Annotated in this window: 16 protein-coding genes and 2 tRNA genes; 13 read left to right on the forward strand and 5 right to left on the reverse strand. The window is 68.8% G+C overall.

Going from position 1 to position 20904, the window contains the following annotated elements; translation table 11 throughout:
• The first annotated feature begins 45 nt into the window (after positions 1-45).
• Entirely contained in the window at positions 46-1668 is a 1623-nt protein-coding gene (locus tag CX1_RS04170) for a glycoside hydrolase family 1 protein (RefSeq protein ID WP_082719086.1), read from the forward strand.
• Positions 1665-2954: an MFS transporter gene (locus CX1_RS04175; RefSeq protein ID WP_060925317.1), complete on the forward strand. Its 1290-nt coding sequence runs from the start codon at positions 1665-1667 to the stop codon at positions 2952-2954. Before CX1_RS04170 ends, CX1_RS04175 begins: the two co-directional genes overlap by 4 nt.
• A gap of 10 nt (positions 2955-2964) precedes the next feature.
• On the opposite strand, the gene CX1_RS04180 is transcribed toward CX1_RS04175, so the two are convergent.
• Both CX1_RS04180 and CX1_RS04185 read right to left on the reverse strand, forming a co-directional pair.
• Positions 2965-3177 carry a helix-turn-helix transcriptional regulator gene (locus CX1_RS04180; RefSeq protein WP_046650506.1) on the reverse strand — a complete coding sequence of 71 codons (213 nt, stop codon included), beginning with the start codon at positions 3175-3177 and terminating at the stop codon, positions 2965-2967.
• Between the two features lie 160 nt (positions 3178-3337).
• Positions 3338-3412: transfer RNA gene (locus CX1_RS04185), tRNA-Gly, on the reverse strand.
• A 174-nt stretch (positions 3413-3586) separates the two neighbouring features.
• Between CX1_RS04185 and CX1_RS04190 the strand changes: the two genes are divergently transcribed.
• The 6 genes from CX1_RS04190 to clpX all read left to right on the forward strand — a co-directional run bounded on the left by CX1_RS04190 (position 3587) and on the right by clpX (position 10200).
• Positions 3587-3663 (forward strand) — tRNA-Pro (locus tag CX1_RS04190).
• 69 nt (positions 3664-3732) lie between these two features.
• Positions 3733-5115 carry a trigger factor gene (gene tig, locus CX1_RS04195; RefSeq protein ID WP_046650497.1) on the forward strand — a complete coding sequence of 461 codons (1383 nt, stop codon included), beginning with the start codon at positions 3733-3735 and terminating at the stop codon, positions 5113-5115.
• A 247-nt stretch (positions 5116-5362) separates the two neighbouring features.
• Entirely contained in the window at positions 5363-6028 is a 666-nt protein-coding gene (locus tag CX1_RS04200; RefSeq protein ID WP_082719087.1) for an ATP-dependent Clp protease proteolytic subunit, read from the forward strand.
• A gap of 121 nt (positions 6029-6149) precedes the next feature.
• Positions 6150-6764, forward strand: coding sequence for an ATP-dependent Clp protease proteolytic subunit (locus tag CX1_RS04205; RefSeq protein ID WP_371415653.1), 615 nt, complete (start codon positions 6150-6152; stop codon positions 6762-6764).
• Positions 6765-8220: 1456 nt separating this feature from the next.
• A complete protein-coding gene (locus tag CX1_RS04210) occupies positions 8221-8595 on the forward strand; it encodes a DoxX family protein (RefSeq protein ID WP_046650496.1) in 375 nt (124 codons plus the stop codon).
• Positions 8596-8937: 342 nt separating this feature from the next.
• Entirely contained in the window at positions 8938-10200 is a 1263-nt protein-coding gene (clpX, locus tag CX1_RS04215) for an ATP-dependent Clp protease ATP-binding subunit ClpX (protein ID WP_046650495.1), read from the forward strand.
• A gap of 26 nt (positions 10201-10226) precedes the next feature.
• Here the strand turns inward: clpX and arsB are convergent, their stop codons facing one another.
• The gene (arsB, locus tag CX1_RS04220) at positions 10227-11294 is read right to left on the reverse strand and encodes an ACR3 family arsenite efflux transporter (protein ID WP_046650494.1); all 1068 of its coding nucleotides are present in this window, start codon (positions 11292-11294) and stop codon (positions 10227-10229) included.
• A gap of 232 nt (positions 11295-11526) precedes the next feature.
• The gene (locus CX1_RS04225) at positions 11527-12315 is read right to left on the reverse strand and encodes a TetR/AcrR family transcriptional regulator (RefSeq protein WP_052753209.1); all 789 of its coding nucleotides are present in this window, start codon (positions 12313-12315) and stop codon (positions 11527-11529) included.
• 219 nt (positions 12316-12534) lie between these two features.
• On the opposite strand from CX1_RS04225, the gene CX1_RS04230 reads away from it, so the two are divergent.
• From CX1_RS04230 to CX1_RS04245, 4 genes are all read left to right on the forward strand, one after another.
• A complete protein-coding gene (locus tag CX1_RS04230; protein ID WP_046650493.1) occupies positions 12535-13518 on the forward strand; it encodes a malate dehydrogenase in 984 nt (327 codons plus the stop codon).
• Positions 13519-13681: 163 nt separating this feature from the next.
• Positions 13682-16417, forward strand: coding sequence for a valine--tRNA ligase (locus CX1_RS04235; RefSeq protein ID WP_244465476.1), 2736 nt, complete (start codon positions 13682-13684; stop codon positions 16415-16417).
• A 164-nt stretch (positions 16418-16581) separates the two neighbouring features.
• A complete protein-coding gene (gene folC, locus CX1_RS04240) occupies positions 16582-18120 on the forward strand; it encodes a bifunctional tetrahydrofolate synthase/dihydrofolate synthase (protein ID WP_046650501.1) in 1539 nt (512 codons plus the stop codon).
• Positions 18121-18179: 59 nt separating this feature from the next.
• Positions 18180-18641: a DUF4233 domain-containing protein gene (locus CX1_RS04245; RefSeq protein ID WP_046650500.1), complete on the forward strand. Its 462-nt coding sequence runs from the start codon at positions 18180-18182 to the stop codon at positions 18639-18641.
• Between the two features lie 75 nt (positions 18642-18716).
• Here CX1_RS04245 and CX1_RS04250 read toward each other — a convergent pair whose 3' ends face one another.
• Positions 18717-20306, reverse strand: coding sequence for a cryptochrome/photolyase family protein (locus CX1_RS04250; RefSeq protein WP_046650492.1), 1590 nt, complete (start codon positions 20304-20306; stop codon positions 18717-18719).
• 84 nt (positions 20307-20390) lie between these two features.
• On the opposite strand from CX1_RS04250, the gene ndk reads away from it, so the two are divergent.
• The gene (gene ndk, locus CX1_RS04255) at positions 20391-20801 is read left to right on the forward strand and encodes a nucleoside-diphosphate kinase (RefSeq protein WP_046650491.1); all 411 of its coding nucleotides are present in this window, start codon (positions 20391-20393) and stop codon (positions 20799-20801) included.
• The last annotated feature ends 103 nt before the right edge of the window (positions 20802-20904 follow it).

The following is a 20904-nucleotide window of genomic DNA, read 5'->3' on the forward strand; positions in this document are numbered from 1 at the left end:
ACGAAAAGCATGAATTCAGCCAACTGCGACACATAGTCTGACGCCATGTCAACTCCGGACCCCGCACGCGCCCGCACGTTGGAGCCCATGCCGAGAACCTCGGCGGCCGCGGAACCTTTGCTTCGCGACGTCGACCTCGACGGCCTGCTCATCGGCACGGCGTCGGCGGCCGCCCAGATCGAGGGCGGCGACGAGAACAACGACTGGCTGGATTGGGCCCGCGTGCCCGGCAACATCGCCGACGGGTCGACGCCGCTGCGCGCCACCGACCACTGGAACCGGTGGCGCGAGGACAACGACCTGATGGCGTCGCTGGGGCTGCCGATCGCGCGCCTCGGCGTGGAGTGGGCGCGCATCGAACCGCGCCCGGGGGAGTTCCACCATGCCGTGTTGGACCGCTACCGCGAGGAGATCGCCGATCTGCGCGACAAGGGCATCCGGCCCCTGGTGACGCTGCACCACTTCGTCAACCCCCGCTGGTTCGCGGCGCGCGGCGGTTTCACCGCGAAGGATTCGGCGGCGGCGTACCTGCGGTACGCGGAGACGACGGTGCGGGCGCTCGACGACCTCGTCGACGAATGGGTGACCATCAACGAACCGAACGTCTACGCCACGCAGGCCCACATGTTCCGCTCCGGGCCGCCCGGCAACAAGTCGTGGCGCGACACCATGGCGGTGCTGCGCAACACCGCCGTATCGCACATCCGCGGCTACGAGCTGATCCACGGCATCCAGGGCGATCGGGCGAAGGTCGGCATTGCCCACCATGCCCGCGCGTTCGCGCCGCGCAATCCACGCAATCCCCTCCACCGCGGGCTGGCGCGCGTGAACCGGCACCTGTTCCAGGACATCGTCGCCGACGCGCACCTGGCCGGGAAGTTCCACCCTCTGTTGGGCGGCGCGAAGATGGGCCGCGACCTGCCGTCGGGCCGCCACCACGACTTCCTCGGGCTGAACTACTACTCGCGCACGGCCGTGGACAAGCTCGACGACGGCACCTTCGTCGGCGCACCCGTCAACGATCTCGGGTGGGAGATCCACCCCGAGGGCCTGGTCGAATGCGCCCGCGACCTGCACCAGCGATTCGGCGGTCCCGTGTGGATCACCGAGAACGGCACCTGCGATCTGGGCGACCCGGGCCCGAGCGGACACGGTTCGAGCGGCAGTGGTTCGAGCAGCAGTGGTTCGAGCGGAAGCGGTTCGAATGGCGGGCATGGGGACGGGGGCGTCGCAAAGCAAAGCGGTTCCGTTGCCGACTACGCCAACGCCGAGGCCGCGGCCGCCGACCGCCGGCTGGAGTCGTTCCGGCCGCGGTTCATCCTGGAGCACCTGCGGGCGATCGCCGAGTCCGACGTGCCCATCGAGCGCTACTACCACTGGTGTTTCGTGGACAACTGGGAATGGGCCGACGGCGAGGAGCCGCGGTTCGGCATCGTCCACCTCGACTACGGCACGCAGGAGCGAACGGTGAAGCCGTCGGGCCGCATGCTCGCCGAACTGGCGGTGGCCGGGCGCATCACGCCGGAACTCCACGAGCGCTACACCGTGGGCCGCCGGTACCCCGTCGCCGACGAGAACACCGACCCCAACGTGCGCGCCGGCACTGCGGGCTCCGGCGCCACCGACTCCGGCTCCGGTTCCGGCGACACGGACGGAGCCGTCTCATGAGCCCCGCCGAACGCGCCCTCGCCGACGTCGGCCGCTTCACCTCCGACCCCGCCCAACGCACGCCGGTGACCACGGGCTGGATTTTCCGTTACGGCCTGCTCTACCTGGGCCAAAACATCTCGTGGGCGGCGCCGACGCAGCTGTTGCTGGCGCAGCAGATCCTCGTGTGGCACCCGGGGGAGAAGGAGCAGAAGCTGGCGCTGCTCATGGCCATCGGCGGGTTCTTCTCCATCATCGGGCACCCGCTGGCCGGCTGGCTGTCGGATCGCACGAACTCCCGGTGGGGCCGTCGCGCCCCGTGGATCCTCTTCGGCGGGCTCGCGGCCGCCGGTGCGCTGATGTTCATGGGCGCCGCCCCCGGCTTCGTCGCGCTGACCATCGGCTGGTCGGTGTTCCAGCTGGCCATCGCCGCGTCGATCAACGCGGCGCAGGCCGTGGCGCCGGACACCGTGCCGGACAACCAATACGGCGTCGTGTCCGGGGTGCTCGGCCTGACGTACACGTTGGGCGTGGTGCTCGGCACGGTCGTGGCCACCATGTTCGACCTCGGCCTGGCCTACATCGTCACCGCGGCGCTGCTGCTGATCGGCATCGGCCAGTTCCTCCCCGGTTTCCGCGACGTCTCCCGGGTCCGCTCGATGGGCCCGCTGTCACCGGTGCCTTACGACGATGACGGGGGCGAGACCGCCGTCGTTCCCGCCGTCGCCGACGCACCCGGCGGCCTGTACCGCGATTTCACCTGGGTGTTCATCGCCCGGTTCCTGGTGACCACGGGCAACTCCGTCGCGCTGTTCTACCTCTTCTACTACCTGCGCGACCACATCGGCCACGGCGACCCGGACACCGGAGTGCTGGTCCTCACCGGCGTCTACGCGTTGTGCGTCGTGGTCACGGCGATCCTGTCCGGCAAGATCTCCGACGCGATCGGCAAGCGCCGCGTATTCGTGGCGGCGTCGTCCCTGGGCGTCGCGGGTGCCTGCGCGATCATGGCGTTCGCCGGATCCTTCGCGACGGTCATCGGTGCCGCCGTGCTGTTGGGGCTGTCGTGGGGCGTGTTCATGGCCGTCGATCAGGCCATGATCAACCAGGTGCTGCCGAAGGCCGACGAACGCGGCCGCGACGTCGGCGTCATGAACCTCGCCGTCGCCGGCCCCAACATGGTGTCGCCGGTGCTGGCGGCGTTCGCGCTGTCGTCCCTGGGCGGCTACCCGGGGCTGTACGTCTTCGCCGGCATCCTCACGGCGATCGGCGCGGTGCTGGTCTACCGGGTGCGGTCGGTGCCGTGACCGGCGGGCGCTACTTCTTGCGCTCCTCGCGGCCCTTCTGCCATTCCCGCACGTCATCGGAGTTCCACAGCGTCAGGCCGTGGAGCTTCGTCGCGGGAACGGGTGCCTTGCCTCGTCCCGCGTAACTGGTGAACGTGCCGCGCGCGGTGCCGGTGAACTCGGCGCATTCCGCCGCCGTCCACAGCTCCACGCCGGTGTCCTTGTCGATGATGCGGGGATCCATGCCGTCCACGATACTGACGATTTCGGACGTCAAAAGACCGCGAAAGGCACTGCCGTTAAGTTGTGACCGCGCGTCTACGCAACCGTGACATGACCGGACGGCGACACCGCCACACGAAGAAGCGGCGCGGCCCAAGGGGACCGCGCCGCTTCGCAACACGTGGAGGGGATGACGGGAATCGAACCCGCGTCTTCAGCTTGGAAGGCTGAGGTATTAGCCACTATACGACATCCCCGCAGCTCAAGCGGGGCGACCGATCCGTCGTAAAGCGGAAACCGCCCCGTGTGAACGTGGGGGAAACTATAGCGCACGCCGCGCCACGCGCCATAATCGCCGCCCCGCAGGCTTAAGCCGGGGCGGTGAATGCTCCCCGAACGGGGGCCACGTAGACTGCACGACGTATTCACAACGGGGTATGGCGCAGCTTGGTAGCGCACTCGCTTTGGGAGCGAGGGGCCGTGGGTTCAAATCCCGCTACCCCGACCAGCATCACGGGCACTCCCGTGGTCTGTGAAATCATTTGCCTCACAATCTACTAACAGGAGTGTGCAACCAGTGAAGTCCTCCGTCGAGCAGCAGAGCGCCACCCGCGTCAAGATCACCGTCGAGGTCCCCTTCGACGAGCTGAAGCCCGAGTTCGACAAGGCCCACGAGGCCCTGTCGCAGCAGGTCCAGATCCCCGGCTTCCGCAAGGGCAAGGCCCCGGCCAAGCTGATCGAGGCGCGCGTCGGCCGCGGCCCGATCCTGGAGCAGGTCCTCAACGAGATGGTCCCGTCCCGCTACGGCCAGGCCGTCGAGGAGCACGACCTGAAGGTCATCGGCCAGCCCGAGGTCGACGTGACCAAGCTGGAGGACGGCGACGTCGTCGAGTTCACCGCCGAGGTCGACGTCCGCCCCGAGATCGAGCTGCCGGACTTCTCCGACATCTCCGTCGAGGTCGACGCCCTCAAGGCCGACGACGAGGCCGTGCAGTCCGAGCTGGACAACCTCCTCGCCCGCTTCGGCACCCTCACCGGCGTCGAGCGCGCCGTCGAGGACGGCGACTTCATCTCCATCGACCTGTCGGCCACCGTCGACGGCGAAGAGCTGGAAGAGGCCTCCACCGAGGGCCTGTCCTACCAGGTCGGCTCCGGCGACCTGATCGACGGCCTGGACGAGGCCGTCACCGGCCTGGCCCAGGGCGAGTCCAAGGAGTTCGGCACCAAGCTGGTCGCCGGCGACCACGAGGGCGAGGACGCCCAGGTCACCGTCACCGTCCAGTCCGTCAAGGTCCGCCAGCTGCCCGACGCCGACGACGAGTTCGCCCAGATGGCCTCCGAGTTCGACACCATCGACGAGCTGCGCGAGGACCTGGCCAAGCAGGTCGAGAACACCAAGAAGGGCGAGCAGGCCCAGCAGATCCGCGACAAGGTCCTCGCCGCGGCCCTCGAGAAGACCGAGGTGCCGCTGCCGGAGGGCGTCGTCAAGGAGCAGGTCGACGGCCAGCTGCAGCAGCTGCTCGGCCAGTTCGGCGGCGACGAGGCCGTGCTGAACAGCATGCTCGAGGCGCAGGGCACCACCCGCGAGCAGTTCGACGCCGACTCCCGCACCTCCGCCGAAGAGGCCGTGCGCACCCAGCTGTTCCTCGACGAGCTGGCCGAGGCCGAGCAGCCCGAGGTCTCCCAGCAGGAGCTGACCGACCACATCCTGTTCACCGCGCAGTCCTACGGCATGGACCCGAACCAGTTCATCCAGCAGATCCAGCAGTCGGGCCAGCTCGGCAACCTCTTCGCCGACGTCCGCCGCGGCAAGGCCCTGGCCGTGTCGATCCTGAAGGCCACCGTCAAGGACACCGACGGCAACGACATCGACGTCGCCGAGTTCTTCGGCGAGGCCGAGGCCGCCGACGCCGACAACACCGAGGCCAAGGCCGACGAGGCCGCCGACGCCGAGAAGTAAAGAAGCGCCGGACGGGGCACGTCGCAAAGCAAGGCTTTACGACGACCCCGGCTCGACCGCATCACGCGGGCCCGGCCGGGGAACATCAGCCATTGATCCCCGGCCCCCGACGCTGACAGCGAACATGGGGCCGTCCCGAAACAAAGGGGCGGTCCCTTTCGTTACCCTCAATGAGAGATCCCGCCCGTCACAGGCGGCCCGCCCGTCAAAGGCGGCGAAGGCGAAATGGAAGGGAAACCCTTTTTCGATGAGCGACCAGAACCACGCCCCGGCCGACTCCGTGTTCGACAAGCTGCTGAAGGAGCGCATCCTTTTCCTCGGCGACCAGGTCGACGACCAGATCGCCAATAAGTTGTGCGCCCAGATGCTGCTGCTGTCGGCCGAGGACCCGACGCGCGACATCGCGCTGTACATCAACTCCCCGGGCGGCTCCGTCACCGCCGGCATGGCCATCTACGACACCATGAAGTTCGTGCCCTGCGACGTGGCCACCTACGGCATGGGCCTGGCGGCTTCGATGGGCCAGTTCCTGCTGTCCGCCGGCACGCCCGGCAAGCGCTACGCCCTGCCGCACGCCCGGATCATGATGCACCAGCCGTCCGCCGGCATCGGCGGCACCGCCTCCGACATCACCATCCAGGCCGAGCAGTTCGCGCAGACGAAGAAGGAAATGGCGCGCCTGATCGCCGAGCACACCGGCCAGCCGCTGGAGCGCATCGTCGAGGACTCCGACCGCGACCGCTGGTTCACCGCGGCCGAGGCGCTGGAGTACGGCTTCGTCGACCACGTGGTGACGTCCCTGAAGGACGCCAACGACGCCAAGAACGGCACCGGCAACACCGCCAGCGACGATGCCGAGCGCAACGCCGAGAACGCCGCCGACGTCGCCGACGAGCAGGATTCCGGCCAGTAGGCCGGCGTCGGAAAGCGAGGAACGCGAGATGAACCGCGACATCGCCGGCGACGCCGGATTCGCCGGGCGGGCCGAGAACCTGAGCCAGAAGCACGAAATGAACATGGAGATGAGCAACAACATGCAGATGCCGCAGTCGCGCTACGTGCTGCCGTCCTTCGTCGAGCACTCCAGCTTCGGCGCCAAGGAATCCAACCCGTACAACAAGCTGTTCGAGGAGCGCATCATCTTCCTCGGATCGCAGGTGGACGACACCGCCGCCAACGACATCATGGCGCAGCTGCTGGTGCTCGAGGGGCTGGACCCGGACCGCGACATCACCATGTACATCAACTCGCCGGGTGGTTCGTTCACCTCCCTGATGGCGATCTACGACACCATGCAGTACGTCCGCCCCGACGTGAACACCGTCTGCCTGGGGCAGGCCGCGTCCGCCGCCGCCGTGCTGCTGGCCGCCGGTGCGCCGGGCAAGCGTGCCGCGCTGCCGAACGCGCGCGTCCTGATCCACCAGCCCGCCACCCAGGGCGTGCAGGGCCAGGTGTCCGACCTGGAGATCCAGGCCGCCGAGATCGAGCGCATGCGCAAGCTGATGGAGGAGACCCTGGCGCAGCACACCGGTCAGACCGCCGAGCAGGTGCGCCTGGACACCGATCGCGACAAGATCCTCACGGCCGAGCAGGCCAAGGAGTACGGCATCATCGACCAGGTCTTCGAGTACCGCAAGCTGAAGAAATAGCGGCGGAGTCGGGCACCGGCCTTCGGGCTGACCCGTGAGCGATCCGGCGTTTGACCCGGTTCCCCGATGGGGGCCGGGTTTTCGCGTGTTCGGGCTGCCTGCTTGGGTTCTAGCGGTCGTTGCAACACCCCGATCCACATCGCAGCATCTGAACCGTTCGAGAGGGGTCATCCCATGCTTTGCGGCCTTTCGTTCGGCGGTTGCGGCGAATCGAAGGTGGCAATGTGGATCGGGCCCTTCGAGGCTGCATTCCCAAAGCGCCGGACAGAGCCGCAGGGTGCTTCTCTCTGAGGACGCACGAGGCAGTGAAGCCACGGAAACGAGCACTGACGAGCCTGCGCCACGCAAGTACCCCAGCGAGATGCGCAGGCGCCTGTCCATGCATTACAACGGTCGCAGCCGACCGCATCCGCCAGCACCTTCCGCCCCCCACCCGCGAGGGAGCGGCGCGATCGGTTCCCGAAACAGGGCATCGCACAGTCGCACCATAAGAAAATGGACGTGTCCGGGGCAGGGAAGACGCCCGTCGCTCTTCATCGGCACGCCCAGACCTGGGGCAGCAGTCGTGCCCCCGGCTGCACTGCCGAGCGCCCAATGGGCGATCTCGCCCCTTACGGGATACGCCAGGCATAGGCCTCGAACACCACGCGGGGGGGGCGAGAATCACGTTCTCTGCACACCGATCTCCCTCTCGACACGGTGGATATGAGAATCTATCTGCTTCACGGCGATCTAAACGACCAGTCCGGGGTGGTACGCCCCTTTGGCCCAACAGTCCGAAATCGAACTTTCCGCTATGGCTAAGTGATCGCCGAGCGAGTGGCCGCCGTGGCAGGAGCACCACGAGGCCATTCTTACGGCAATAAGCTGGCCGGGGCCCGGATCTCACCGTTGATGGTCGAACAGAGCCGGAGCCGCAACCTTGGCTCGGGGTCGTCGACGTCAGTTTCGGGACCGCCCAGCAGCCCACTGGTTCAGAACGTTCGGGCCACACAGCGCACTTGGTCACCGCATGCCGCAGGCCTGCCGGACGGCGCACCCCGAGACGCTCACAATCTCGTCCGAACCCGTCCAGACCTCCTGATCTGCAGATAGCAGGCAACTTCCGAGAACGATGACGTGGCTTTGTCTGGTGTGCGATGCGAATAGGGCCCCACCTGTTGGGGGGGGGCATCTCGATGGCGGCCCGTCATCCCTTGGCGGATGCTCGGGGTGCATTCTGGGCGTGTGTGGATCGGGCGCTCCCGTCTGGCGAGGGCCTCACGGGCGAGACAATTCACCGGTCGGCAAGGCGAGAGAAGGACGAACTTGCCGGCTCGTACCGGAACGCGGGCGCATTCGGTTTCCGGTGAATGCAAATTCGAAAGCAATCGAGCGGGACCCGAGTAAGGTGGAAAAGCCGGTTAAAAGCGGTTTCGCGCCGGTACCCGTTGACCATTCGCCGAGGAGTGTCGTCATGTCCATGCAGATTCCCGAATCGGTGCGTCTCGCGGCCGTCCTCGTGCCGCTGGCCGGAGTCGGAGCCCTGCACTTCCCGCCGAAGACCGCCCGCGTCGTCGACCGACTTATCCCGGAATTCCTGCCCGGCCCGAAGCGCGCCTGGACGGTCGGGTCCGGCGTCATCGAGGTCGGCACTGCGGCGGCGCTTCTGATGCCGCGGACCCGCAGCGCCGCTGCAACGGTCGCGGCGGTACTGCTCACCGCCCTCTGGGTGGGCAACATCAAAATGGCCTGGGACTGGCGCGGCAAGAGCCCCTCGAAGCGCGCCATCGCCTATGGGCGCCTGCCCTTGCAGATCCCGCTCATCGCCGCCGCCCGGTCGCTGCGCTGAGTCGATCGCGCTGACCGCGCTGACCGCGCCGGCCCCTACGGCCGCGTCGGTCTCTCCGGCCGCGCTGGCCTCTCCGGGTGGCGGGGCGTCCGAAAAGCCAGGCCGCGAAACGGGGGCGGCGGCCCGTCGTAAAGCGGAAAACACGCGACGGCGCGCCGGGCCCCGCGGCTGATGGGGCTGATCCGGGCGTGCGGCTAGGCTTGGGGCGATTGCGCCCGCGGCGGTAACGCGGGGGCAGCGGAATATCGGGGCCGCCGACGGGGTTGAACCCAGGAGGCGGCGGGCGAACCAGCCGCCGACAACCGCCGAAGACACGACCAGGGAAGTGGGGCCGGACCGGATATGGCACGCATGCAGGAAAGCGCCGATCTGCTGAAATGCTCCTTCTGCGGGAAGAGCCAGAAGCAGGTCAAAAGGCTCATCGCGGGACCGGGCGTCTACATCTGCAACGAGTGCATCGAGCTGTGCAACGAGATGATCGAGGAAGAGCTCGACACCGGCTCGTCGTCGTCGGAAAACGGCGATCGCCTGCCCCGCCCCGCCGAGATCCGCGACTTCCTCGACGAGTACGTCATCGGCCAGGACGTGGCCAAGCGCACGCTGGCCGTCGCGGTCTACAACCACTACAAGCGCATCCGCGCCGAGGAGCAGGGCTCGCGCGACGACGTCGAACTGTCGAAGTCGAACATCCTCATGCTCGGCCCGACCGGCTGTGGCAAGACGCACCTGGCGCAAACGCTGGCCCGCAAGCTCGACGTTCCCTTCGCCATCGCCGACGCCACCAGCCTCACCGAAGCCGGCTACGTCGGCGAAGACGTGGAGAACATCCTGCTCAAGCTGCTGCAGGCCGCCGACTTCGACGTGGCCAAGGCGCAGCGCGGCATCATCTACGTCGACGAGGTGGACAAGATCTCCCGCAAGTCGGAGAACCCGTCCATCACCCGCGACGTTTCCGGCGAGGGCGTGCAGCAGGCGCTGCTGAAGATCCTCGAGGGCACCGTGGCGTCCGTGCCGCCGCAGGGTGGGCGCAAGCACCCGAACCAGGAGTTCATCCAGTTCGACACGTCCAACGTCCTGTTCATCGTCGCCGGTGCCTTCGCGGGCCTGGAGAAGGTGGTGCAGGAGCGCGTGGGCAAGAAGGGCCTGGGCTTCGGCGCGGACGTGCACTCCAAGTCCGATCTCGACGAGGTCGACCCGTTCCGCGAGGTGCTGCCGGAGGACCTGATCCGCTTCGGCCTGATCCCCGAGTTCATCGGCCGACTGCCCGTCATCGCGTCGGTGACCAACCTCGATGAGGAGGCGCTGGTGCGCGTGCTCACCGAGCCGCGCAATTCGCTGGTCCGCCAGTACGAGCGCCTCTTCGAAATGGACGGCGTCGAGCTGCGCATCGACTCCGACGCCCTGCACGCCATCGCGTCGAAGGCCATCGAGCGCAAGACCGGCGCCCGCGGCCTGCGCGGCATCATGGAGGAGATCCTGGTGCCGGTGATGTTCGACGTGCCGGATCGCGACGACATCGCTCAGGTGATCATCCACCGCGGCTGCGTCACCGACGGTGAGGCACCGGAGCTGGTGCTCGCCGAGCCGGACGAGCGCAGCGCGTAACGGACGGGCGCGGGCGGCGCAGGCTACTACGCAGCGGGGCGAGTGGAGCCGCCGCGGTCGGGCAGCGTCGCGTCGCCGGGGAAGAGCTTCGGGCCGATCCACAGCATGAGGTAGACCAGGCCGACCAGCACCGGGATCTCGATGAGCGGTCCGATCGTGCCCGCCAGCGCCTGGGCGGACGTCGCGCCGAACGTGCCGATGGCCACGGCGATGGCCAGCTCGAAGTTGTTGCCCGCAGCCGTGAAGGACACCGACGCCGACTGGGCATAGTTCATGCCCGACGCCTTCGACGCGGCCAAGGCGATGAGGAACATGCCGACGAAGTAGGCCAGCAACGGCAGCGCCAGGCGGGCGACCGTCCACGGCTGCGAGGTGATCTGCTCGCCCTGCAGGGAGAACAGCAGCACGATCGTGTACAGCAGGCCGATCAGCGCCAGCGGCGAGATGCGGGGGATGAAGGTGTTCTCGTACCAGTCGCGGCCCCGGGTCTTCTCGCCGACGATGCGGGAGACGACGCCGGCCAGCAGCGGGATGCCCAGGAACACGACGACCGAGGTGACGATCGACCAGAAGGAGAATTCCGCGCTGGTCGTTGCGAGCCCCAGCCAGGACGGCAGGATCTGCAGGTAGAACCAGCCGAGCACGCCGAACATGATCACCTGGAACACGGAGTTGATGGCCACCAGGACGGCGGTGGCCTCGCGATCGCCGCAGGACAAGTCGCTCCACACCAGCACCATGGCGATGCAGCGGGCGAGGCCGACGATGATCAGGCCGGTGCGCAGGGCGGGCTCGTCCGGCAGGAAGATCCACGCCAGCGCGAACATGAACGCAGGGCCGAGCACCCAGTTGAGCAGCAGGGAGACGGTCATCAGCCGCTTGTCGGCGGCGATCTCACCGGCCTTGTCGTAGCGGACCTTGGCCAACGGCGGGTACATCATCACCAACAGGCCGAGGGCGATGGGCAGGGAAATCCCACCGACCTCCATTGCGCCCAAGGCGTCGCCGATGCCGGGGAAGAACCGCCCCAGCGCGAGGCCGAGCGCCATGGCGAGGATGATCCACGCCGGCAGCCAACGGTCCAGGAACGACATCCGCGCCTGCGGGGGCGCGGGGTGCGTGGGAGCGGTCACGGGAAACCTTCCATTCAGTTCGATGAGTATCGAAATGAAGGCTACTCCGATTCCCCTGGGACGCTAATCATCGGCGTGCGGCGCTCCCGAACCGTGGGCGGCGCGCCATGCGCGAACCGTGGGCGTGCGTCGTTCACGAATCGCGGGCGGCGCGTCCGTCGTGCACCAGGGAAGGCACGGCGCGGCTGATGCGCTACTCGTCGCCTTCGTCGTACATGTCGGTGAACGAGGGGGCGACGTCGCCGTCGGCGCGCTCGTCGAGTCCGGCGGGGGAATCGTCGGCGTAGACCTCGTCGACCAGGCGCGGCTCGACCTTCCGCCGCGGGGTGGTGGTCACGTAGGACGTGCCGTGCTGCCACGTCGTCGACGCGGTGAGGAACCCGGTCACGGCGTCGCGGGCCATCTCGCGCAGGCGGTCGATGAGCGTCTCCGACGTCAGCTCCAGGCTGTAGAGGTTGCCGAAGGTGCGCTCGTTGAGCGTGGGGAACTGCGCCATCGACGCCACGATGTAATAGATGTCCAGCGCGGAGACGTCCGTGCGGAAGGCGCCGTAGTCGCGGCCCAGCAGCAGCACGCGGTCGAATTCCAGGACGATGGGGGACTGCTCCGCCATCGCCGAGGACTCCTCCAGCGGCAGGATCGGGTGCATGTTCTCCTGCGCGATGAAGCGCACCGCCGAGGGGTTGTCGGCGAAGCAATCGAAGATGACGCCGACCACGTGGCGCAGCACGTCGACCGGCACCTCGGAATCGACTCGCAGATCGTCCGGGTCCGGCCGCAGCAGCCGCAGCACGTGGTTCATGGTCGTGCGGTACAGGCCCATCTTGTCGCCGCAGTGGTAGTGGAGCATCCGCTTGGAAACGCCGGACGACGACGAGATGGCGTCCAGACGCGCATCCGCGTACCCCTTGGCGGTGAATTCGCCGAGCGCCGCCTCGAGGACGGCGTGGGGGATCGCGTCGGTGCTGCCTGTGGCCTTCATGAATCGCCTTTCCACGCTTTCGGGTGGTTCCCGACGGTAAATCGGGGGTGACCGCCCGGGCTGCGGGGCCGGTCTGGCTCCGAAAGATGAAAACTGGGGCGGGATCGGGTTCATGCTATAGCCTTTCTCGATTCCGCCGCCGCGTTCGCCCCCGTCTGCGCCCCTGCCCGAACGGCACTAGCGTGGACGGCGTCAAAGGAAATCCATGAAAGGACAATCGTGAGCGTTTCTCCCGTGAAGGTCGCCGTCACCGGCGCCGCAGGCCAGATCTCGTACTCCCTTCTCTTCCGCCTCGCCCATGGCGACGTCTTCGGCTACGACGTCCCCGTGGAGCTGAACCTCCTCGAGATCCCGGCCGCGCTGGGAGCCACCGAGGGCGTCGCCATGGAGCTGCAGGACTCGGCGTTCCCGCTGCTGCGCGGCATCAACATCACCGATGACCCGAACAAGGCGTTCGACGGCGCCAACGCGGCGTTCCTGGTCGGCGCGAAGCCGCGAGGCAAGGGCGAGGAGCGCTCCGCCCTGCTGTCCGCCAACGGCAAGATCTTCGGCCCGCAGGGCCAGGCCCTCAACGATCACGCGGCGGACGACATCCGCGTGCTGGTCGTCGGCAACCCGGCGAACACCAACACGCTCATCGCCAACGAGCACGCCAAGGACATCCCGTCCGACCGGTTCACGGCGATGATGCGCCTGGACCACAGCCGCGCCCTGTCGCAGCTGGCCGGCAAGCTGGACCGCACGGTCACCGACTTCGAGAAGGTCGTCGTGTGGGGCAACCACTCGGCCACCCAGTTCCCGGACGTCACGTACGCCACCGTCGGCGGCGAGAAGGTTTCCGACCTGGTCGAGCAGTCCTGGCTGGACGACGAGTTCATCCCGCGCGTGGCCAAGCGCGGCGCCGAGATCATCGAGGTCCGCGGTTCCTCCTCCGCCGCTTCCGCCGCCGCCGCGGCCATCGACCACATGCGCGACTGGGTCCAGGGCGTGCCGGGCGACGACTGGGTGTCCGTGGCCCTGCCGTCGGACGGCTCCTACGGCATCGACGAGGGCCTGGTCACCGGCATGCCGTGCCGCTCCGTCGACGGCAAGTGGGAGATCGTCCAGGGCCTGGAGATCTCCGACTACCAGCGCGCCCGCATCGACGCCAACGTCGCCGAGCTGCGCTCCGAGCGCGAGGCCGTCGCGGACCTGCTGCCGTAGGTCGCGCCGTTGCCGCGCGGGATGCGCGGACGGTCCGGGAGGGGCCGTCGCAAAGCTGCTTTGCTTTGCGACGGCCCCTCCCGCACGTGTGCGCCTGCCCGCCTTCGTGGCGCGGTGGACGTGGTGGGCGGGGCGATCTGGGCGACCCTCTAGACTGTGCGGCGTGACCAACGCCGAGAATCTTCCGAACCGCGCCGACAATCTGCCGAAGTCGTGGAACCCCTCCGAGGTGGAGGCGGATCTCTACCAGGGCTGGGTGGATGCCGGGTACTTCACCGCCGACGCCTCCAGCGACAAGCCGGCGTACTCCATCGTGCTGCCGCCGCCCAACGTCACGGGCCAGCTGCACATGGGCCACGCGCTGGACCACACGCTGATGGACGCCCTGGCCCGCCGCAAGCGGATGCAGGGCTTCGAGGTGCTGTGGCTGCCGGGCATGGACCATGCGGGCATCGCCACGCAGACCAAGGTCGAGGCGCAGCTGAAGGAGACCGAGGGCAAGGACCGCTTCGATTACGGGCGCGAGGAGTTCATCGACCGCGTCTGGGAGTGGAAGAAGCAGTACGGCGGCGTCATCGGCGACCAGATGCGCCAGATCGGCGATTCCGTCGACTGGTCCCGCGAGCGGTTCACGCTCGACGACGGGCTGTCGCGCGCCGTGCAGACCATCTTCAAGGAGCTGTTCGACCGGGGCCTGATCTACCGCGCCAAGCGCATGGTCAACTGGTCGCCGGTGCTGCAGACCGCCATTTCGGACATCGAGGTCAAGTACGAGGACCGCGACGGCGAGCTCGTGTCGTTCCGCTACGGAGACGACGACGAGTCGATCGTCGTGGCCACCACCCGAGTGGAGACGATGCTCGGCGACGTCGCCGTGGCCGTCCACCCGGACGATGAGCGCTACGCGAACCTGGTGGGCAAGACCCTGCCGCATCCGTTCCGCGACGACCTGACGCTGCAGGTCATCGCCGACGACTACGTCGACCCGGAGTTCGGCACCGGCGCGGTGAAGATCACCCCGGCGCACGACCCGAACGACTTCGCCATGGGGCAGCGCCACGACCTGGACATGCCGGAGGTCATCGACAAGACCGGCACCATCGCCGGCACCGGCACCCGCTTCGACGGCATGGACCGGTTCGAGGCGCGCACGGCCGTGACCGAGGCGCTGCGGGAGCAGGGGCGCATCGTCAAGGAGATCCGCCCCTACGTCCACTCGGTGGGCCACTCGGAGCGTTCCGGCGAGGTCATCGAGCCGCGACTGTCCGAGCAGTGGTGGGTCAAGGTCGACGAGCTGGCCAAGATGTCCGGCGATGCGATCCGCGAAGGCGACACGGTGATCCACCCGGCGTCGCAGGAGCCGCGCTGGTTCGACTGGGTCGACGACATGCACGACTGGTGCATCTCGCGCCAGCTGTGGTGGGGCCACCGCATCCCGATCTGGTACGGCCCCGAGGGCGAGATCGTGTGCGTCGGCCCGGACGACGAGGCCCCGGCGGGGGAGGGCTGGACCCAGGACCCCGACGTGCTGGACACGTGGTTCTCGTCGGCCCTGTGGCCGTTCTCCACGATGGGCTGGCCGGAGGCCACCCCGGAGCTGGCGAAGTTCTACCCGACGTCGGTGCTGGTCACCGGCTACGACATCCTGTTCTTCTGGGTCGCGCGCATGATGATGTTCTCGACCTTCGCCGCCACCCTGCCGAACTCGCCGCTGGGCGAGGGCGTCGACGGCCGACCGCAGATCCCGTTCACCGACGTGTTCCTGCACGGCCTGGTGCGCGACGAGCAGGGCCGCAAGATGTCCAAGTCCCTGGGCAACGGCATCGACCCGCTGGACTGGGTGCGCGACTACGGCGCCGATGCGCTGCGCTTCACCCTGGCCCGCGGCGCGAACCCCGGTTCGGACCTGCCGGTGGGCGAGGACTCGGCGCAGAGCTCCCGCAACTTCGCCACGAAGCTGTTCAACGCCACCCGCTTCGCGCTGATGAATGGCGCGTACGTCGGTGAACTGCCGGCGCGCGGGACGCTGACCGACACCGACCGCTGGATCCTCGACCGCCTGGAGCAGGTCCGCGCCGACGTCGACGCCGCGCTGGACAAGTACGAGTTCGCCAAGGCCAACGAGGCGCTGTACCACTTCGCGTGGGACGAGTTCTGCGACTGGTACCTGGAGATGTCCAAGGTGGACTTCCCGCGCCTGGCCGAGGGCGAGGATCCGACGGCCGAACAGGCCGCGCGTTCCGAGTCGACGCGCCTGGTGCTGGGCCACGTGCTGGACACCGTCCTGCGGCTGCTGCACCCGTCGATCCCGTTCGTCACCGAGGTGCTGTGGAAGGCGCTGACCGACGGCGACGAGGGCACGCCGGAGTCCCTGGTCATCGCGTCCTGGCCGACCGAGGGCGAGGCCAACGGCGACGCCGCGTTCGACGCCGACTCCGCCCGCCGCATCGACGACGCCCAGAAGCTGGTCACCGAGGTGCGCCGCTTCCGCTCCGATCAGGGCGTGAAGCCGTCGCAGCGCGTGCCCTCGCGCTTCGACGCCGCGGCCGCGGATCTGGCGGCGCAGGAGGGCATCGTCCGTTCGCTGGCACGCCTGGAGACCCCGGCGGAGGGTTTCACCGCCACCGCCTCCATCGAGGTCCGCCTGTCCACGGCGACGGTCACCGTCGAGCTGGACACCTCCGGCACCGTCGACGTCGCCGCCGAGCGCAAGCGTCTGGAGAAGGACCTGGCCGTCGCCGAGAAGGAGCTGTCCGGCACCGAGAAGAAGCTGGGCAACGAGGCGTTCCTGGCCAAGGCCCCCGACGCCGTGGTGGACAAGATCCGCACCCGCAACCAGGTGGCGCGCGAGGAGATCGAGCGCATCACCGCACGACTCGAGGGACTGCCGAAGGCATGACCGACCGCAACGACGACCACGGCGGGGAACCGCTGGAGCTTTCCGACGACGACGGGTTCGATCCCGCAACCGCGGAGATCGTGGAGGACACCGAGCCCCGCGAGCTGGCGGCGGAGCTGATCGGCGAACTCGACGAGGCGTCGCCCGCCGCCGACGGCGTGGCCATGTCGGCCGAGGAGCGCGACGGCGGCGCCGACGTGGATCTGCTGGGCCGCTTCGGCGCGGTGTCGATGGACGACGAGGGCCTGAGCCTGCCCGTCGACGTCGACCAGCCCGTCAACGCTCCCGCCCCGGAGGAGGTCACCCGGGAGGATCTCGCGGAACTGGCCGCCGTCGAGGCCGAGCTGGACACGCGCTGGCCGGAGACGAAGATCGACCCGTCTCTGGAGCGCATCGAGAAGCTCATGGACCTGCTGGGCAACCCCGAGCGGTCCGCCCCGGTCATCCACGTCGCCGGCACGAACGGCAAGACCTCGACGGTGCGGATGATCGAGTCGCTGGTCCGCGCGCTGGGCCGCCGCACCGGCCGCACCACCAGCCCGCATCTGCAGCTGGCCACCGAGCGCATCGGCATCGACGGCGCGCCGCTGCACCCGCGCGACTACGTGCGCATCTGGCGCGAAATCCAGCCGTACGTGGAGATGGTCGACGCCGCGTCGGAGGCCGATGGTGGCCCCCGGATGTCGAAGTTCGAGGTGCTCACCGCCATGGCCTACGCGGCCTTCGCCGACGCACCCGTCGACGTCGCCGTGGTCGAGGTCGGCATGGGCGGCACGTGGGACGCGACCAACGTCGCCCACGCCGACGTGGCGGTCGTGTGCCCGGTCGGCCGCGACCACACCGACTACCTGGGCGACACCCTCGCGGAGATCGCGGCGGAGAAGGCGGGCATCATCAAGTCCCGCTGGGACGCCGGGGACCTGCTGTCGCCGCCGGACAACGTCGCCGTCATCGCGGAGCAGGAGCCGGAGGCCATGGAGGTGCTGCTGGCCCGCGCCGTGGAATGCGACGCCGCCGTGGCCCGCGCCGGCGCCGAATACGGCGTCGTGTCGCAGACTCTCGCGGTCGGCGGCCAGAACCTGACGCTGCGCGGCCTGGCCGGCGAGTACGAGGACATCCACCTGCCGCTGCACGGGCCGCACCAGGCCCGCAACGCCGCGACCGCGCTGGCCGCCGTCGAGGCGTTCTTCGGCGCGGGCCCCGGCCGGCCGATCAGCATCGACGCGGTGCGCGAGGGCTTTGCGACGGTGACGTCACCCGGCCGCCTCGAGCGCGTCCGCTCCACCCCGACCGTGTTCGTCGACGCCGCGCACAACCCGCACGGCGCCAAGGCGCTGCGCGAGGCGCTGACCGCGGAGTTCGAGTTCCGCAAGGTCGTCGGCGTCGTGGCCGTGCTCGGCGACAAGGACGCCCGCGGCATCCTCGAGGAGCTGGAGCCGTACTTCGAGGAGCTCGTGGTCACGCAGAACTCGTCGCCGCGCGCCCTGCACGTCGACGATCTCGCCGAGCTGGCGGAGCAGATCTACGGCGAGGAACGCATCCACCGCATCGACACGCTGCCGTCGGCGGTCGAGTTGGCCGTCGCGCTGGCGGAGGAGACCGACTCCGGCGACGGCATCGTCAGCGGTTCGGGCGTGGTGGTCACCGGTTCGGTGGTCACCGCGGGCGAGGCGCGCACCCTGTTCGGAAAGGACCCCCAATGACCGACGACCGATCCACCGGCACGCCGGCCCACGATGGCGCCGGCCGTCGTCAAGCGGACATGACCGCCGAGGAACTGCGCGCCTACCAGGAGGGCCGCGACTTGTCCGACGGCGGCAAGTACGGGCCGCTGGGCGCCGGGCACGAGCCGGCGAAGGACCCCATGAAGGGCCTGCGCGGAGTGATGGCCGGAACGTTGATCATGCAGGCGATTTCCGTGCTGCTGGGTCTGACGGTCGTCGCGCGCGTCGACGGCGGTGGGCTGTTCGGGTCCACGTTCGCCATCTGGTACATCACCATTCTCGGCCTGGCCATGGTGGTCATGGCGTTCCTGCAGAAGAAGCCGTGGGCGCTGCCGGCGAACATCGTGCTGCAGGTCTTCGGCATCCTGGCGGTGCTGACGCACTGGTCGATGGGCTTCGTGGGCATCTTCTTCGCGCTGGTGTGGGCGTACATCCTGCATCTGCGCAAGAACCTTATCGAACGCATGAACCGCGGTCTGCTGACGACGCAGCACATGTAGCTTTCCCGGCGTTCCCCGAGGGGGGGCTCGCGCGATACCAGCGCCGGATGGACGGCGGCCCCGCGAGGCCGTCGGCTATCCGGCGTTTTTCGTCATGTCGTACGCCGCCAGCGCAGCCGCCCGGGATTCGCGCAGGTCGACCATCGGGGCGGGGTGGGCGGGCGTGCCGAACTCGGGCACCCACCGCCGGATGTACGCCGCCGTCGGGTCAAAGCGGGTGGCCTGCGATTCCGGGTTGAAGATGCGGAAGTACGGCGCGGCGTCATCGCCGGAGCCCGCGACCCACTGCCAATTGAACGGGTTGCTCGCTTCGTCGGCGTCGACGAGCGTGTCCCAGAACCATTCCTCGCCGTGGCGCCAGTGGATGCCGAAGTTCTTGGTCAGCAGCGATCCCACGAGCATGCGCACCCGGTTGTGCATGTGGCCGGTGACCCACAGCTCGCGCATGCCGGCATCGACGAGGCCGAAGCCGGTGGTCCCGCGCCGCCAGGCGGACAACGCGTCGCGGATCTCCGCCTCTCGAGCGGCGTCGGGCTCCCCGGGCAACCAGGCCCAGGGGAAGGCGTCGAATGCGGTGCGGGTGTTGGCGGCGTCCAGATGCGGCAAGTGGAACCGGCGGTGCCAGGCGAAGTCGCGCCACAGCAGCTGCCGCAGGAAGGATTCGCCGTCGGTGGCGGGCACTTCGCCGGCGTCGATGGCCCCGGTGATGGCGTCCCAGGCCTGTCGCGGGCTGATCTCGCCGAAACGCAGGTGCGGCGACAGTCGGCTCGTGGCGTCGAGGGCCATGTAGTCGCGGCCGGTGGCGTAGCGGTGCTCGAGATCGTCGACGGAGGCACGGCGATCGGCCGGGGAGGGGCCCTCGGCGAGGCGCCCGATGAATCCGGCGAGGCGTTCGCGCGCGCCCTTTTCTCCCGGCGTCCAGTGGCGGCCGAAGTCGGCGGCCCAATCCGGTTCGTCGCGGGAGGGATGATCCGGCGTCAGCGCGAGCGCGTCTATGGCCGCGTGGGTGGAGCGCAGGTCGTCGCTCGATACGCCGCGCCCGCGGAGCCGCGGCGCGTCCGGAGAGGCGACGGAGTCGGCGTCCGGCGCCGTGTCCGCCACGACCTCCGCGGCGTCCGCCTCATCCATCGCCGAGACCTCCACCGCGCCCAGATTGTCGATGGCGGCGCGGCTGAAGGGCGTGAAGACCTTGTACGGGTGACCCTGTTTCGTGGCCACGTCCCACGGCTCGTTGAGCAGGTGGCCGGGGTGCGACGACGCGGAGGGCAGGACGGCCTTGATTTGCGCGTCGAGGGCCCGGGCACCCGGGGCGTAGCGGCGGTGCCACGTGACCGTGACGGCGTCGAGCTCCGCGGCCATCGCGGGCACGATGTCGCGCGGATCGCCGGCTGCCACGTGCAGCTCGATTCCGTACCCGGCGAGGTCGTCGGCAAGCGCATGAAGGCTGTGGTGCAGCCACCACTTCGCGGCGCCGCCCAGCGGGCGCGGACCCAGGGGAGGGGAGCCGGGCTCGTCCGTCGCGGTCTCTCCGGCCGGCAATTGCTCCGCGACGTACAGGCCGACGACGGGGCCGCATTCGGCGGCGCGGGCCAGGGCGGCGTGGCCGGTGGTGCGAAGGTCCTCGCGGAACCAGACCAGGGCCGGGTGGGACGTGTCGTCGGGCATGGTGCACAGGGTACGGCCGCCGGGTGACGGGGGTCACTTGACGCAGGTGCGCATGCCCGGAGGGCGGCAAGTATGCTTCCCTGCATGACCGAACGCACTCTGATTCTGATCAAGCCCGACGGCGTCCGCCGCGGCCTCGTCGGCGAGGTTATCTCCCGCATCGAGCGCAAGGGCCTGAAGCTCGTGGCCATGGACCTCCGCGTCGCCGACAAGGCCGCCGCCGAGGAGCACTACGCCGAGCACAAGGAGCGCCCGTTCTACGGCGAGCTCGTCGACTTCATCACCTCCGCCCCGCTGGTCGCCGGCGTGGTCGAGGGCCCGAACGCCATCGCCGCGTGGCGCCAGCTGGCCGGCGGCACCAACCCCGTCGAGGCCGCCACCCCGGGTTCCATCCGCGGCGACTTCGCCCTCGAGGTGGCCGAGAACATCGTGCACGGTTCCGACTCCCCGGAGTCCGCCGAGCGCGAGATCTCCATCTGGTTCCCGAACCTCTAAGTCACGGTTTCACCGCCGCCGTCCGGGCGGTTGACGCGCCGGCTTCCCGCATCACAGTGCGGGGAGCCGGTTTTCGCGTATTCGGGGCGTGCGGATGGCGGCA

The sequence above is a fragment of the Corynebacterium xerosis NBRC 16721 = ATCC 373 genome (assembly GCF_001552415.1).
Taxonomy (GTDB): domain Bacteria; phylum Actinomycetota; class Actinomycetes; order Mycobacteriales; family Mycobacteriaceae; genus Corynebacterium; species Corynebacterium xerosis.

What these genes read in the sequence shown, in the direction of transcription:
- CX1_RS04170 (WP_082719086.1), top strand. Translation starts at nt 46, where the DNA reads ATGTCAACTCCGGACCCCGCACGCGCCCGCACGTTGGAGCCCATGCCG.
- CX1_RS04175 (WP_060925317.1), top strand. Translation starts at nt 1,665, where the DNA reads ATGAGCCCCGCCGAACGCGCCCTCGCCGACGTCGGCCGCTTCACCTCC.
- CX1_RS04180 (WP_046650506.1), bottom strand. Translation starts at nt 3,177, where the DNA reads ATGGATCCCCGCATCATCGACAAGGACACCGGCGTGGAGCTGTGGACG.
- CX1_RS04200 (WP_082719087.1), top strand. Translation starts at nt 5,363, where the DNA reads ATGAGCGACCAGAACCACGCCCCGGCCGACTCCGTGTTCGACAAGCTG.
- CX1_RS04205 (WP_371415653.1), top strand. Translation starts at nt 6,150, where the DNA reads ATGCAGATGCCGCAGTCGCGCTACGTGCTGCCGTCCTTCGTCGAGCAC.
- CX1_RS04210 (WP_046650496.1), top strand. Translation starts at nt 8,221, where the DNA reads ATGTCCATGCAGATTCCCGAATCGGTGCGTCTCGCGGCCGTCCTCGTG.
- clpX (WP_046650495.1), top strand. Translation starts at nt 8,938, where the DNA reads ATGGCACGCATGCAGGAAAGCGCCGATCTGCTGAAATGCTCCTTCTGC.
- arsB (WP_046650494.1), bottom strand. Translation starts at nt 11,294, where the DNA reads ATGTCGTTCCTGGACCGTTGGCTGCCGGCGTGGATCATCCTCGCCATG.
- CX1_RS04225 (WP_052753209.1), bottom strand. Translation starts at nt 12,315, where the DNA reads ATGAAGGCCACAGGCAGCACCGACGCGATCCCCCACGCCGTCCTCGAG.
- folC (WP_046650501.1), top strand. Translation starts at nt 16,582, where the DNA reads ATGTCGGCCGAGGAGCGCGACGGCGGCGCCGACGTGGATCTGCTGGGC.
- CX1_RS04245 (WP_046650500.1), top strand. Translation starts at nt 18,180, where the DNA reads ATGACCGCCGAGGAACTGCGCGCCTACCAGGAGGGCCGCGACTTGTCC.
- CX1_RS04250 (WP_046650492.1), bottom strand. Translation starts at nt 20,306, where the DNA reads ATGCCCGACGACACGTCCCACCCGGCCCTGGTCTGGTTCCGCGAGGAC.
- ndk (WP_046650491.1), top strand. Translation starts at nt 20,391, where the DNA reads ATGACCGAACGCACTCTGATTCTGATCAAGCCCGACGGCGTCCGCCGC.